The organism is Pseudomonas sp. efr-133-TYG-23, from assembly GCF_030209215.1.
Lineage (GTDB): Bacteria > Pseudomonadota > Gammaproteobacteria > Pseudomonadales > Pseudomonadaceae > Aquipseudomonas > Aquipseudomonas rhodesiae.
Window position 1 is genome coordinate 93,379 of sequence record NZ_JARVSL010000018.1, and the last position, 14,651, is coordinate 108,029.

Annotated in this window: 12 protein-coding genes and 2 tRNA genes; 4 read left to right on the forward strand and 10 right to left on the reverse strand. The window is 59.9% G+C overall.

Annotated features, from left to right (window positions below; translation table 11 throughout):
- Positions 1–174: 174 nt before the first annotated feature.
- From QRN41_RS12070 to rnr, 10 genes are all read right to left on the reverse strand, one after another.
- A complete protein-coding gene (locus QRN41_RS12070; RefSeq protein ID WP_034136663.1) occupies positions 175–624 on the reverse strand; it encodes a hypothetical protein in 450 nt (149 codons plus the stop codon).
- Positions 621–1,553, reverse strand: coding sequence for an Ssp4 family T6SS effector (gene ssp4 / locus QRN41_RS12075; protein ID WP_034095618.1), 933 nt, complete (start codon positions 1,551–1,553; stop codon positions 621–623). The genes QRN41_RS12070 and ssp4 overlap by 4 nt, the downstream gene beginning before the upstream one ends.
- Positions 1,554–1,761: 208 nt before the next feature.
- On the reverse strand, positions 1,762–4,065 hold the full coding sequence (locus tag QRN41_RS12080) for a YgiQ family radical SAM protein (RefSeq protein ID WP_285421611.1): 2,304 nt from the start codon (positions 4,063–4,065) through the stop codon (positions 1,762–1,764).
- 97 nt (positions 4,066–4,162) lie between these two features.
- Positions 4,163–5,560 (reverse strand): replicative DNA helicase, encoded by a 1,398-nt coding sequence (gene dnaB / locus QRN41_RS12085; protein WP_034095616.1) that lies wholly within the window; start codon positions 5,558–5,560, stop codon positions 4,163–4,165.
- A 111-nt stretch (positions 5,561–5,671) separates the two neighbouring features.
- On the reverse strand, positions 5,672–6,118 hold the full coding sequence (gene rplI, locus QRN41_RS12090) for a 50S ribosomal protein L9 (RefSeq protein ID WP_003171376.1): 447 nt from the start codon (positions 6,116–6,118) through the stop codon (positions 5,672–5,674).
- 18 nt (positions 6,119–6,136) lie between these two features.
- Positions 6,137–7,030 carry a YybS family protein gene (locus tag QRN41_RS12095; protein WP_285421612.1) on the reverse strand — a complete coding sequence of 298 codons (894 nt, stop codon included), beginning with the start codon at positions 7,028–7,030 and terminating at the stop codon, positions 6,137–6,139.
- A 36-nt stretch (positions 7,031–7,066) separates the two neighbouring features.
- Entirely contained in the window at positions 7,067–7,297 is a 231-nt protein-coding gene (rpsR, locus tag QRN41_RS12100) for a 30S ribosomal protein S18 (protein WP_002551829.1), read from the reverse strand.
- Positions 7,298–7,325: 28 nt separating this feature from the next.
- Positions 7,326–7,748 (reverse strand): 30S ribosomal protein S6, encoded by a 423-nt coding sequence (gene rpsF, locus QRN41_RS12105; protein ID WP_003236224.1) that lies wholly within the window; start codon positions 7,746–7,748, stop codon positions 7,326–7,328.
- A 200-nt stretch (positions 7,749–7,948) separates the two neighbouring features.
- Complete coding sequence (gene rlmB, locus QRN41_RS12110; protein WP_285421613.1) at positions 7,949–8,713, reverse strand: 23S rRNA (guanosine(2251)-2'-O)-methyltransferase RlmB; 765 nt, start codon at positions 8,711–8,713, stop codon at positions 7,949–7,951.
- Positions 8,710–11,337, reverse strand: coding sequence for a ribonuclease R (rnr, locus tag QRN41_RS12115; RefSeq protein ID WP_167416801.1), 2,628 nt, complete (start codon positions 11,335–11,337; stop codon positions 8,710–8,712). Before rnr ends, rlmB begins: the two co-directional genes overlap by 4 nt.
- Positions 11,338–11,561: 224 nt before the next feature.
- On the opposite strand from rnr, the gene QRN41_RS12120 reads away from it, so the two are divergent.
- The 4 genes from QRN41_RS12120 (at position 11,562) to QRN41_RS12135 (ending at position 14,640) form a co-directional block, all read left to right on the forward strand.
- Positions 11,562–11,648, forward strand: a tRNA-Leu gene (locus tag QRN41_RS12120).
- A 176-nt stretch (positions 11,649–11,824) separates the two neighbouring features.
- Positions 11,825–11,911: transfer RNA gene (locus tag QRN41_RS12125), tRNA-Leu, on the forward strand.
- 144 nt (positions 11,912–12,055) lie between these two features.
- Positions 12,056–13,081 (forward strand): extracellular solute-binding protein, encoded by a 1,026-nt coding sequence (locus tag QRN41_RS12130; protein WP_034111524.1) that lies wholly within the window; start codon positions 12,056–12,058, stop codon positions 13,079–13,081.
- Positions 13,081–14,640, forward strand: coding sequence for an ABC transporter permease (locus QRN41_RS12135; protein ID WP_123479549.1), 1,560 nt, complete (start codon positions 13,081–13,083; stop codon positions 14,638–14,640). The genes QRN41_RS12130 and QRN41_RS12135 overlap by 1 nt, the downstream gene beginning before the upstream one ends.
- The last annotated feature ends 11 nt before the right edge of the window (positions 14,641–14,651 follow it).

The following is a 14,651-nucleotide window of genomic DNA, read 5'->3' on the forward strand; positions in this document are numbered from 1 at the left end:
AGCCAGGGCATGGGCACATAGCGCGCAAGACTTATGCCAGAGCAGCGGTCATTGCGCGTTATCGTAAGACCCGGTGCAGTACAGCACCAAAACGGCGCCATCGTAGAGGGCAATAGTGCAAGCGTTGCACCTATTTGTGACGCGAGTACGCGAATGAAGGGCAAATCCAGCCAATCAACGGGCTTTTCGCTGCGCAACGACGGCTTGGCGCAGACGACGTATTTCGAGGAGTCTGTGGCGCATTTCGCGGTGGCGCTTGCTGTTGAGCAATAGCAACCCCAGCAAAGGAAACAACAACGCCGAGCCGTATACCAGCAAGTGAAGGTCGTATTGAATCATCGGCACGACGAACAACAGGCAGCACACCAGGTAGCCTGCCACCAGCCTGGTCGCCCAGGGATAGCCTCGAGCGATCATCACGTTGCCAAACACTAGCACCGCCACCAATACCAGGATCGCAGCCCCTGAATAGCTGGACTTGAGCGCGGGATCAACTCCGCGCAGGTACGTCACGCCCGCCATCGACACTGCGGCCGAGCCGGAAAAGATCGCCATGAACACGGTACCCATGAATACGGGAAAATAGCGCGCCAGGAAGCTGCCCATGTCGGGAAAGCCCTTCATTCCGTCAAATCCTCGAACAGACCGATCGCAATGGTTTCAGCCGTGCCCACATGGCCGGTTCGATAGCTGCCCCAGATCCCCAGCAGGCCCCCCAATGCATCCTTGATTTGCGTCAGCGTGGCATGACGGATTTGCGTCGAACTGTAGCTTTTGGTCAGTTTGCCGGCACGCTGCTGCAATTTGATCAATTTGGGGGTCAGGCTCGGGTCTCTCAGGCTGAGCAACTCCTTGGTCAACTTCTTACGCTCCTGGCGCGTCAGACCTTTGAGCAACTCGTACCAACTCTTGCCTAATGCGGCAGCTTTTTTGGCCTTGAGCAGCCGGAACGTGGTCAAGGCGCCCGTGCCGATGCCCACCAGCGACGCGGCATCGAGAACTGGGGAAACGGCGCCATACCATTCCGCGTCGTCCATGCGATCGTTGGCTTCAGGGTCAAGCACTTCGTTGTAAGTACGCGCCACGCCAAAACCGCATTGCGCGCTGCTGGCCAATGCCGCCGTGACGCCAATGCCCACCACAAAAGCACTGGCGCCGGCGGTGAACGGTACAGCGACACTGCCGCTGAACACCACAATCCAGCCAATCACCGCCGCGCCGCAGGAAAGCCCCATATCAAACGCCTCCTTCTGCAGGCGACCTTCACGGGGGTCGGTCTTCACCTGCTCTACAAACTGGGCAGGCGAAATGTACTTCTGCGCTTCACGCAAAATGATGCGCTTGGGCTTGATACTGCAAATGGGCTTGAATTCGCGCAGGGTGACGACGTTGAAGTCGGCGTCGATATACACCACGCCTGCGCCGACGATGCCGGGGTCGGCGTCAATGGCGGCGAATAAGCGTGGCAAGTTGATCTGACTTTCGATGCGCTGGCGCGCCATGAACTGGGAGCGGTTGGAGTCCATACCGATGCCGGCCAGAGGATTGCCCATGAGGAGTTCTTCCTTGAAGGGTGGAGACTGGACTGACGCTATCGGGGGCAAGCCCCCTCCCACAATTGGAGCGTGAATGCGGTCAAGCGTGGGAGAGGGCTTGCCCCCGATAGCGCTTCAATGGGCGCCACCTTACCAAACAGCCTCACCCCCGACCAGAAAGCAAAACGCCAGCACAAGGCTGGCGTTTTGCATTTTCAAGCGACGATCAACGCGGCACCACCGGCTTACGGGCTGGCTTGCTACCCTTGCCCTTGGCCGCATCGCTACGCTCCTTAGCCGCCTGCTTGTTACGCGCCTGGGCCGCGGCCTTGGCTTGTTCACGCTTGTCCCACGGGTTGCCGCCGTCGCTGCCACGAGGTGGCAGGCCGGTGTGCTGGGTGAGGATCTTGGTGGTGGTCTGCTTGGCGACCTTGTGGCTACCGGCCGGCGTCGAGTTCTTGCGACGGGCGCTCTGGTAGCTGTCGGTGCTCGGCTGATGCAGCGGGATCAGTTGGTCCTTGCCCGGCCCGATCAGGTCGGCGCGGCCCATGCGGGTCAGCGCTTCGCGCAGCATCGGCCAGCCTTTCGGGTCGTGGTAGCGCAGGAAAGCCTTGTGCAGACGGCGCTGCTCCTCGCTCTTGACGATGGTTACTGCGTCACTCTTGTAAGTGACCTTGCGCAGCGGGTTCTTGCCCGAGTGATACATCGCGGTGGCGGTGGCCATCGGCGACGGGTAGAACGCCTGCACCTGGTCGGCGCGGAAACCGTTGCCCTTGAGCCACAGCGCCAGGTTCATCATGTCTTCATCGGTGGTACCGGGGTGAGCGGCGATGAAGTACGGGATCAGGTACTGTTCCTTGCCCGCTTCCTTGGTGTACTTCTCGAACATGCGCTTGAACTTGTCATAGCTGCCGATGCCCGGTTTCATCATCTGGTTGAGCGGACCTTCCTCGGTATGTTCCGGGGCGATCTTCAGGTAACCACCGACGTGGTGAGTCACCAACTCTTTCACGTATTCCGGCGATTCCACGGCGAGGTCGTAGCGCAGACCGGAGGCGATCAGGATCTTCTTCACTCCCGGCAATGCACGGGCGCTGCGGTACAGCTGAATCAGCGACGAATGGTCGGTGTTCAGGTTCGGGCAGATGCCAGGGAACACGCACGATGGCTTGCGGCACGCGGATTCGATTTCCGGGCTCTTGCAGGCGATGCGGTACATGTTCGCGGTCGGGCCGCCGAGGTCCGAGATCACCCCGGTGAAGCCTGGGACTTTGTCACGGATCTCTTCGATCTCGCGAATGATCGACTCTTCGGAACGGTTCTGGATGATGCGGCCTTCGTGCTCGGTGATCGAGCAGAAGGTGCAGCCACCGAAACAGCCACGCATGATGTTCACCGAGAAGCGAATCATGTCGTAGGCCGGGATCTTCTCCTTGCCGTACGCCGGGTGCGGGACGCGTGCGTAAGGCATGCCGAACACGTAGTCCATTTCTTCGGTGGTCATCGGGATGGGCGGCGGGTTGAACCACACGTCCACTTCACCGTGCTTTTGCACCAGGGCGCGGGCGTTGCCTGGGTTGGTTTCCAGGTGCAGCACGCGGTTGGCGTGGGCATAGAGCACCGCGTCATTGCGCACTTTTTCCACCGACGGCAGGCGGATCACGGTTTTGTCGCGGGTCATCTTGGGGCTGGCCAGGATCTGCACGACCTTGGCTTCTTCCGGGTCGTCGACCGGGCCTTTCTCCTGCTCGATGGCGCAGGCCTGGGTGTCCTGGGTGTTCACATACGGGTTGATGATCTTGTCGATCTTGCCCGGACGGTCGATGCGGGTGGAGTCCACTTCGTACCAGCCCGCCGGCGTGTCACGGCGGATAAACGCGGTGCCGCGCACATCGGTGATGTCTTCGATCTTGTGGCCCCAGGACAGGCGCTGGGCCACCTCGACGATGGCCCGCTCGGCGTTACCGTACAGCAGGATATCGGCGGTGGCGTCGATCAGGATCGAGTTGCGCACGCGATCCTGCCAGTAGTCGTAGTGGGCGATGCGGCGCAGGGAAGCTTCGATGCCGCCGAGCACGATCGGCACATTCTTGTAGGCTTCCTTGCAACGCTGGCTGTACACCAGGCTGGCGCGGTCCGGGCGCTTGCCGGCCATGCCGCCAGGGGTGTAGGCGTCGTCGGAGCGGATTTTCTTGTCGGCGGTGTAACGGTTGATCATGGAGTCCATGTTGCCGGCCGCGACACCGAAGAACAGGTTCGGCTCGCCGAGCTTCATGAAGTCGTCTTTGGACTGCCAGTTCGGTTGCGCAATGATCCCGACGCGGAAGCCCTGGGACTCCAGCAGCCGGCCGATGATCGCCATGCCGAACGACGGATGGTCAACGTACGCATCACCGGTGACGATGATGATGTCGCAGGAATCCCAGCCAAGCTGATCCATCTCCTCCCTGCTCATCGGCAGGAATGGCGCAGGGCCGAAACATTCGGCCCAGTACTTGGGATAGTCAAATAACGGCTTGGCTGTTTGCATGACGGTGACCGGTGTTGAGATGAAAAATCGCGGGCGCGGAATATAGCACAAAATATGACCAATTCCGACGGTAATGGTCGGAATTGAGCAGAAGGCTTTATTCGTCGTCGTCGAAGTTGTAGCTGCCCGGCGCCAGGTTTTCGAAGCGCGTGTACTTGCCGATAAACGCCAGGCGGATAAAGCCGATCGGCCCGTTCCGCTGCTTGCCGATGATGATCTCGGCGATGCCTTTATGCTCGGTCTCCGGGTGATACACCTCGTCGCGGTATACGAACATGATCACGTCGGCGTCCTGCTCGATCGCACCCGATTCCCGCAAGTCGGAGTTCACCGGGCGTTTATTGGGGCGCTGTTCCAAGGAACGGTTGAGCTGGGACAGTGCCACCACCGGGCAGTTGAATTCCTTGGCCAAGGCTTTCAAGGAACGGGAGATCTCGGAAATTTCGTTGGTGCGGTTATCGCCGCTGGAGCCCGGGATCTGCATCAGCTGCAGGTAGTCGATCATGATCAAGGCGATGTCGCCGTGCTCACGCACCAAACGACGGGTACGCGCACGCATCTCCGAAGGGCTGATGCCCGCCGTGTCATCGATAAACAATTTGCGGTCGTTGAGCAGGTTGACCGCCGAGGTCAGGCGCGGCCAGTCGTCGTCTTCCAACTGACCGGAACGCACTTTGGTCTGGTCGATGCGGCCCAGGGACGACAGCATACGCATGATCAGCGATTCGCCTGGCATCTCGAGGGAGTACACCAGCACGGTCTTGTCGCTGCGCAACACGGCGTTTTCCACCAGGTTCATCGCGAAGGTGGTTTTACCCATCGACGGACGGCCGGCCACGATGATCAAGTCGGCCGGCTGCAGGCCGCTGGTCTTCTCGTCGAGGTCGGTGTAGCCGGTGGAAATACCGGTAATGGCCGCATCGGTGTTGAACAAGGTGTCGATCCGATCAATGGCTTTGGTTAACAGCTCGTTGACGCCTACCGGGCCGCCTGTTTTCGGCCGGGCTTCGGCGATCTGGAAGATCTGGCGCTCGGCTTCATCGAGGATTTCTTCTGCGGTGCGGCCTTCGGGGTTGAAGGCGCTGTCGGCGATTTCAGTGCTGATGCCGATCAACTGACGCAGCGTGGCGCGCTGACGCACGATCTGGGCATAGGCCTTGATGTTGGCGACGGACGGCGTGTTTTTCGCCAACTCGCCCAGGTAACCGAGGCCGCCGACCTGGGAGGTCTGGCCTTCTTTATCGAGCTGCTCGGCCAGGGTCACCACGTCGATCGGGGAGTTCTGGTCGGCCAGCTTGGCGATGGCGCGGAAAATCAGGCGATGGTCATGACGATAGAAGTCCCCGTCCGAGACTTGATCCAGCACGCGTTCCCAGGCGTTGTTGTCCAGCATCAAGCCACCGAGCACGGCCTGTTCGGCCTCGATGGAATGCGGCGGCACCTTCAGGGCAGCGGTTTGCAGATCGTATTGCTCAGGAGCGGAAATATCGTTCATGGCCACTTGGAATTTGGGGTGTGTAGAAAAACAAAAGGCACGACCTGTAAACAGGATCGTGCCCGATGTTAACTGGCTGACACGCGAGGTGCCAGTCAGTTAGGTACAGCCTTAAGCAGCTACCACAACAACGCGTACGGTGGCTTCAACTTCGGCGTGCAGGTGCACGGCTACGTCGAATTCACCTACGTTGCGGATGGTGCCGTTCGGCAGACGAACTTCGCTCTTCTGCACTTCAACGCCGGAGGCGGTCAGTGCATCAGCGATGTCGTGGGTGCCGATCGAACCGAACAGCTTGCCTTCGTCACCGGCGGTGGCAGTGATAGTCACTTCCAGCTCAGCCAGTTGGGCAGCGCGAGTTTCGGCCGATGCTTTTTTGTCTGCTGCGGCTTTTTCCAGCTCAGCGCGACGCTCTTCAAACGCAGCCAGGTTGGCAGCGGTTGCAGCGGTGGCTTTGCCGTATGGCAGCAGGTAGTTACGACCGTAGCCGGCCTTAACGTTCACTTTGTCGCCCAGGTTGCCCAGGTTGGCGACTTTTTCCAGAAGGATCAGTTGCATGTGAAAATCCTCTAACTTTTAACCTTCACCGTTCGCGTTATCGGCGTCTTTCGGCGCCAGACGACCGCGAAAATCAATCAGGCCGTCGACAATGGCCAGAACCACGAGTAACGGATAGATCAGCTGCATGAACAGCAACAGCGTCACGTACAACCCCACCAGCCAAAACTTGGCCAGGCGCTTCTGCACGGCGAGCCCATGGATCAGGGCCAGCCCGGCAAACACCAGCGGTACACTGCAAATCGGCGCCAACAAGGCCATCTGTGGACCGAAGTTCGGTCCGACAACCATGCACGCCAGCAGCAACATCGCCGGTCCCGCGGGGACTCTGATACTGCGAAACTCGCGACCAAAACCACCCGGGTTGTACAACAACGCCTGCCAATAACGCCCAAGAATCAGGCTCAGCACGCTGACGACCTGCAACAATGCCGCAATCAGGCCGGTCAGGACCGGGGCAATCAGTGACGCAAACCGCGCTCGCTCATCTACCGACAATTGCTGGTAGAGATCCCCGAGGGCCAGCGGCAGGATCTTGACGATCTCCTGTGCCAGCGCCTCGATTTGCGGGCGGAAAGCCGCGCCAAGCATCACTGAGTACACCAACCCCAATGCCACGCTGACCAGCAGCGTGCGGACCCAGGACTCGCTTGCGCGCAAAACCAACGCAAGGCTCGATGACCCCAGCAGTACCAGAAGCACTCGTGGATCACCCATTTGCAGCCACCAGATCAAGGCCGGCAACAAACCCAGGGCAAGAACGCCAACGGCGTCCTTCAAACCGCGCCGCAGCAGCACAAGGCAACCCGCGGCAGCACCCAACCAATAAAGCAACGGCAACGCCGCACAGCCAGCCACTACCAGAGTGGCCTGCATACGACCGCGCATGATGAACTCAGCTAAGGCGCGCATGCATTCAATCCCTTACTACTTGTCGACTGCCCGGTCTCAGCGGCCGTGGCTGTCGGTGTAGGCCAGCAGGGCCAGGAAGCGGGCGCGCTTGATAGCGGTGGCCAGCTGACGCTGATAACGTGCTTTGGTACCGGTGATACGGCTTGGAACGATTTTGCCGGTCTCGGATACGTAGGCTTTCAGAGTGTTGAGATCTTTGTAATCGATCTCTTTCACGTCTTCAGCGGTGAAGCGGCAGAATTTACGACGACGGAAGAAACGTGCCATTTGATAGGCTCCTTAAAAGGTCCGTGGATTACTCGTCAGCGTTATCGCTGTTGTCGCTGTCATCACTGTCAGCGCTATCAGCGCCTTCGTGCTCAGGACGGTCGCGACGCTCACGGCGCTCACTGCGGTTTTCTTCAGCCTTGAGCATCTCGGATTGGCCGGTAACGGCTTCTTCGCGACGGATGACCAGGTTACGGATCACTGCATCGTTGTAGCGGAAGTTGTCTTCCAGCTCGGCCAGGGCCTTGCCAGTGCACTCAACGTTCAGCATCACGTAGTGAGCCTTGTGAACATTGTTGATTGCGTAGGCCAGTTGACGACGGCCCCAATCTTCCAGACGGTGGATTTTGCCGCCGTCTTCTTCGATCAGCTTGGTGTAACGCTCAACCATGCCGCCGACTTGCTCGCTTTGATCCGGGTGGACCAAAAAGATGATTTCGTAATGACGCATGAATGCTCCTTACGGGTTGTAGCCTGCCGCTCAAAAACGGTCAGACAAGGAGTGAATGACACTTATGGATCTTGCCGCAGGGAGGCACATCGATGCCTGCCAGGAAGGCAAGGGGCGCAATAGTAGAGGAGCAGGGGGGAAGCTGCAAGCTACAAGCTACAAGTGGTCAACCACCGTGCTGTTAACTTGCAGCTTGAAGCTTAGGACTTACGCGAAGCGACCGCCTTTTTGGCCCCACGCTGACGCAGGGCTTCAAACAAGCACACGCCGGTCGCGACCGAAACGTTGAGACTGCTGACGCTACCGGCCATCGGCAAATGCACCAGGTAATCGCAGTGCTCGCGGGTCAGGCGGCGCATGCCTTTGCCTTCGGCACCCATGATCAGAATGGTCGGGCCGGTGAGGTCTTGGTCATAAATGCTGACCTCGGCCTCGCCCGCCGTGCCCACGACCCACAAACCGCGTTGCTGGAGTTTCTCCAGGGTGCGCGCCAGGTTGGTCACGGCCACCAGCGGAATCACTTCCGCTGCGCCGCAGGCCACCTTACGCACCACCGGCGTCAGGGTGGCGGACTTGTCTTTAGGCACAATCACCGCCAGCGCGCCGGCAGCATCCGCTGAACGCAGACAGGCGCCGAGGTTGTGCGGATCGGTCACGCCGTCCAGCACCAGCAACAGCGGCGAGCCCTCGGTACGGTCGAGCAGCTCATCGAGCATGGCCTCGCCCCACACCTGGCTTGGGCTGACATCGGCCACGACACCCTGGTGAACGCCTTCGACCCACGCATCCATCTCACGGCGCTCGGCCTGGCCGATGGCGACACGGTTTTCATTGGCCAACTCAACCAGCGCCTGCACGCGCGGTTCGCTGCGACCTTCCGCCAGCCATACCTGCTTGACGCGCTTGGGATGGTGACGCAGCAGGGCTTCTACGGCGTGTACGCCGTAGATTTTTTCCAGACTCATGACTTGGCCTTAGGTTTGCGCGACCCGCCGCTTTTCGCGGGAGCCGAACCCGCTTTCGGCGGGCCTTTACGATGTTTACTCGGTTTGCTCGACGGTTTTTCCGCGCCGTGGGACTTTCCCCCAGACGCCGCTTTACCACCACTTTTGGCTTCGTTGAGCAACTGCTGTTTCAACTCGCGACTCTTGCGCAGCTCGGCGTTTTTCGCCGCCGCGTCGCTTGGGCGATAGGCATCGGGAGCTTTGTCTTTGGCGGACGAACGGCGAGCGGCTTTAGCCGGCTCAGGTTCAGCCGTCTTGGCAGCCGTACCTTTGCCCTTGCTAACTGGCGCAGCGGTATCGCCGCCACGTTTTTTACGGCCAGTCGGCTCGACCGGTTTATCAGGCATACCGAAGTCGATCTTGCGCTCGTCGAGATCGACGCGCATGACCTGCACTTCCACCGTGTCGCCCAAACGGAAGCTGCGACCGGTGCGCTCGCCCGCCAGACGGTGATGCACAGGGTCGAAGTGGTAGTAGTCGCCTGGCAAGGCGGTGACGTGCACCAGGCCCTCGACATAGATATCGGTCAGCTCGACGAACAGACCAAAACCGGTTACGGCAGTGATCACGCCCGGGAAGGACTCGCCCACGCGGTCTTTCATGAACTCACACTTGAGCCAGTTCACCACATCGCGCGTGGCTTCGTCGGCGCGGCGCTCGCTCATGGAGCACTGCTCGCCCAACTGCTCCAGAGCCGCTTCGTCGTACGGATAGATGCGCGCCTTCGGAATGGTCATGGCACCGGCGCGCTTGACGTGCGGGGTGTTCATCTTGGAATGGATCACACTGCGGATCGCGCGGTGCGTGAGCAGGTCCGGGTAACGACGGATCGGCGAAGTGAAGTGAGTGTACGCCTCGTAATTCAGGCCGAAGTGGCCTTGGTTGTCGGCGCTGTACACCGCCTGGCTCAGGGAGCGCAGCATCACGGTCTGGATCACATGGTAATCCGGACGATCCTTGATGCTCGCCAGCAGTGCCTGATAATCCTTCGGCGTCGGGCCTTCCTTGCCTTTATGCAGGGACAGCCCAAGCTCGCCGAGGAAAGCGCGTAGTTTCTCCAGACGCTCCGGCGGTGGGCCGTCATGCACACGGTACAGCGCAGGGATCTCATGCTTCTTGAGGAACTCAGCCGTGGCCACGTTGGCCGCCAGCATGCACTCTTCGATCAGCTTATGTGCATCATTGCGGGTCGTGGGTGTGATCGCCGCAATCTTGCGCTCGGAACCGAAAATAATCCGGGTTTCCTGGGTTTCAAAGTCGATGGCGCCACGCACATGACGCGCGCCCAGCAGCACCTTGTACAGCGCATACAGCTGCTTGAGGTGCGGCACTACACCCGCATACTCGGTACGCAGAGCCTTGGCTTCGCTGGATTTCGGCGTTTCCAGGATAGTGCTGACCTTGTTATAGGTCAGGCGAGCCTGGGAATGGATCACGGCTTCGTAGAACTGATAGTCGGTCATTTCGCCGGTTTTCGAGATAGTCATCTCGCACACCATGGCCAAACGGTCGACTTTCGGATTCAGCGAGCACAGGCCGTTGGACAATTCCTCCGGCAGCATCGGAATCACGCGCTCAGGGAAGTACACCGAGTTACCGCGCACCTGGGCCTCGTTATCCAGGGCCGAGCCGATCTTCACGTAGCTGGAAACGTCGGCGATCGCCACGTACAACTTCCAGCCGCCGGAGAACAGGCGCAGCTTGCCCGGCTTGGCTTCGCAGTAGACCGCGTCGTCGAAGTCGCGGGCATCTTCGCCGTCGATGGTCACGAACGGCAGATGGCGCAGGTCGATACGCTTCTCTTTGTCCTTCTCTTCAACTTCCGGCTTGAGCTTGCGCGCTTCCTTCACCACGGCTTCGGGCCAGACGTGAGGAATATCGTAGGTACGCAGCGCGACATCGATTTCCATGCCCGGCGCCATGTAATTGCCGACCACTTCGATCACATCGCCCTGAGGCTGGAAGCGCGGGGTTGGCCAGTGGGTGATTTTCACCTCGACGAACTGACCGACCTTGGCGTTGGCGTTGCGGCCTGGGGTGATCAGCACTTCCTGCTGCACCTTGGGGTTGTCCGGAACGACAAAACCAATACCGCCCTCTTCGAAGTACCGGCCGACGATGGTCTCGTGACCACGGGATACCACTTCGACAATCACGCCTTCGCGACGACCGCGACGGTCGAGGCCGGAAACGCGTGCCAAGGCACGGTCGCCGTCGAACACCAGACGCATCTGCGCAGGGCTCATGAACAGGTCATCGCTGCCGTCGTCCGGGATCAGGAAGCCGAAGCCGTCACGGTGGCCGGCGATGCGACCGAGGATCAGGTCGAGCTTGTCCACAGGCGCGTAGGTGCCACGGCGGGTGTAGATCAGTTGAGCGTCGCGCTCCATGGCGCGCAGGCGGCGGCGCAGGGCTTCGAGCTGGTCTTCGGTGGTCAGACCGAATTCTTCAACCAACTGCTCGCGGCTAGCAGGCGAACCCCGGTCGGCGAGATGCGCCAGGATCAGTTCGCGGCTAGGAATAGGGTTTTCATATTTTTCCGCTTCACGAGCGGCCTCGGGATCGAGGGACTGCCAATCGGCCATTAGAGAGTTTTCACCTTGTCTATATGCGGGTTAGTTTGGCATACGCGTATTGAAACGGGAAATTTCAGGCATCAACAAGCGTTTAAACGCCCTTTAAAGCCCTCGCCGGGCACCTTGCACGACCACTGGCGAAATTTTCCAGGGTTTTTTCATGGCGGGGGTTTACAGCTCAAAAAGCGCTCCGTATAGTGCGCGCCATCGACGACGGCAACGTCGCAGATACTGCCCAGATGGTGAAATTGGTAGACACGCCAGCTTCAGGTGCTGGTGGCCGCAAGGCCGTGGAAGTTCGAGTCTTCTTCTGGGCACCAATTCAAAACTTGAGGTTCGCCTTGAGTCTCACAAAAACCCGCGAAAGCGGGTTTTTGCGTTACAGGCCTTTGATTTCTAACGAAAAACTTGATTTATATTTTTGAATCAGGGGTTTACAGATCAAAAAGCCCACCGTATAGTTCGCCCCATCAACGGCGGTAACGCTGCTGAGAATGCCCAGGTGGTGAAATTGGTAGACACGCCAGCTTCAGGTGCTGGTGACCTTACGGTCGTGGAAGTTCGAGTCTTCTCCTGGGCACCATATTCAGATCAAACCCGCGAAAGCGGGTTTTTTCGTTTCCGGGGCTTGAAAACTTTTCCCGCAATTGCCCCCTCACCCGCACTTGAGAAGTTTTATCGTTTATCCTTGCAATGATTTGTTGCACTCAAGTGAGGAAAACCCCGGATGATGATCCGCGATACCCGTCCCAAGACATCCCTTCTGCGTGGCCTGACCATCACTCTACTCGGCCTGACTCTGCTCTCCCCCACTGCCTATTCCGCCGACAAGGTCTCCCTGACCTTGTACAACGGCCAACACAAAGAAGTCGGCGACGAACTCGCCAAAGCCTTCGAAGCCAAGACCGGCATCCACGTCAATGTGCGCAAAGGCAGCAGCAACCAGCTGGCCAGCCAGGTCGTGGAAGAGGGCGAGCGCTCTCCCGCCGACGTGATCTACACCGAAGAATCCCCACCGCTGAACAAGCTCGGCGAGCAAGGCCTGCTGGCCAAGATCGACGCCAGCACTCTGGACGTCTTGCCCAAGGACTACGTGGGCAGCAATGGCGACTGGATGGGCGTAACCGCACGCACCCGCGTCGTGGCGTTCAACCCCAAGTTGATCGCCGAGAAAGACCTACCCAAGTCGGTGCTGGATTTCGCCGGCCCCGAGTGGCAAGGCAAAGTCGGCTTCGTCCCCACCAGCGGTGCGTTCCAGGAACAAGCCGTGGCAATCATCAAGCTGCACGGCCGCGAAGCCGCCGAAGAATGGCTCACCGGCCTACGCGCGTTCGGCAAGGTGTACAGCAACAACATGGTGGCATTGAAGGCGGTGGAAAACGGCGAAGTGGCTACGGTCCTGGTGAACAACTACTACTGGTTTGCCTTGAAGAAAGAAAAAACCAATCTCGACTCCCAACTGCATTACTTCACCGATGGCGACGCCGGCGGCCTGATCACCGTGTCCTCCGCTGCGGCGCTGAAGTCGAGCAAGCATCCCAAGGAAGCGCAGCAACTGCTGGCGTTCATGGCCAGCGAAGAAGGCCAGCGTGTGATCACCAACACCTCGGCGGAATACCCGTTGCGCAAAGGTATGCAGTCCAATCGCGGGCTCAAGCCGTTCAACGAACTGCAACCGCCAAAAGTCACCCCCGCCGACCTGGGCAACGCCGAAGAAGCCCTGGAGCTGGAACGTGAAGTTGGCCTGAACTGATGAACCCATCGCTCCGCGCCATGGGCGGGGGATTCAGCCCTCGACGCAAGCGCCCTTCGATCTGGCTGCTGATTCCCGTGCTATTGCTGGTTGGCTTGAGCCTGTTGCCGCTGGCCTATGTGGGGCTGAAGGCCTGGGAGGCGGGCTGGGCGCAAGCGGTGCATCTGCTGTGGCGGCCTTACGTGTTCGGATTGCTGCGCAACACCTTGGCGCTGATGGTCGGTGTGACGCTGACCTGCGGTGTGATCGGCCTGTCCCTGGCGTGGCTGCTGGAACGCAGCAACCTGCGCGGGCGGCGTATCTGGGGCGTGATCCTGTGCCTGCCATTTGCCGTGCCGGCGTTTGTCAGCAGTTTCACCTGGGTGTCGCTGAGCGCCGACTTCGAGGGGCTGGGCGGGGCGATTCTGGTGATGAGCCTGTCCAAATACCCATTGGTGTTTCTGCCGGTGGCGGCAACGTTGCGTAACCTCGACCCGTCACTGGAAGAATCGGCGCGCACCCTGGGGCTGAATCGCTGGGGCATATTCCTGCGCGTCACGCTGCCGTTGTTATGGCCGTCCTTGCTGGCCGGGGCGCTGCTGATCGCATTGCATATGCTGGTGGAGTTCGGTGCGCTGTCGATCATCGGTCTACAGACGTTTACCACCGCGATCTATCAGCAATTCGAACTGGAATTCAGCAACGCCAATGCCGCGATGCTCTCGGCGGTGCTGCTGGTGATGTGCCTGACCCTGCTGTGGCTGGAGCTGCGCGTGCGTGGCAAAGGTCGACATGTGCGTATCGGCCAAGGCGCCGCGCGCCATGCCGAGCCGGTCAAACTTGGCAAGTGGGCGCCGCTGGGCCAGGTGTATTGCCTGGCGCTGGCGATCATTGGCAGCGGTATTCCCCTGGGGATGCTCGGCTATTGGTTGGCGGTAGGTTCGTCGGCGGCGTTTCCGCTGGCTGAAATCAGCGAGGCGCTGCTCTCCTCCTTGGCCCTGTCGCTGGGCGGCGCGGCGCTGTGCCTGGTGCTCGCGGTGCCGGTCGGGCTGCTGGTGGTGCGCTACAAGGGCCAATTGGCGATCTGGGCGGAACGCTTGCCCTACTTGCTGCACGCCCTGCCTGGGCTGGTGATTGCGCTGACGCTGGTGTACTTCGCCCTGCACTATGTGCCGGTGCTGTACCAGACTTCGGCGTTGCTGCTGATCGCGTATGCGCTGCTGTTCCTGCCACTGGCCCAGGCGCCGATCCGCACCGCGCTGAACAAGGCGGCACCGCAACTGGAAGAGGCCGCGCGCACGCTGGGGGCATCGTCATTCAGCGCGTTTTGCCGGGTAACCCTGCCGATCATCTTTCCGGCATTGGGCGCAGCGTTCGCACTGGTATTTCTCGATGCCATGAAAGAGCTGACCGCGACGCTGCTGCTCAGCCCGACCGGGCTGAATACGTTAGCGACAGCCGTGTGGGCGCACACCTCAAATGTGGAATTCGCGGCGGCAGCGCCTTATGCGGCGCTGTTGATCGTGGTGTCGGGGCTGCCGGTCTATTTGCTCACGACGCGGATGTATTTGAGTCGCTGAAAGCGTTATCG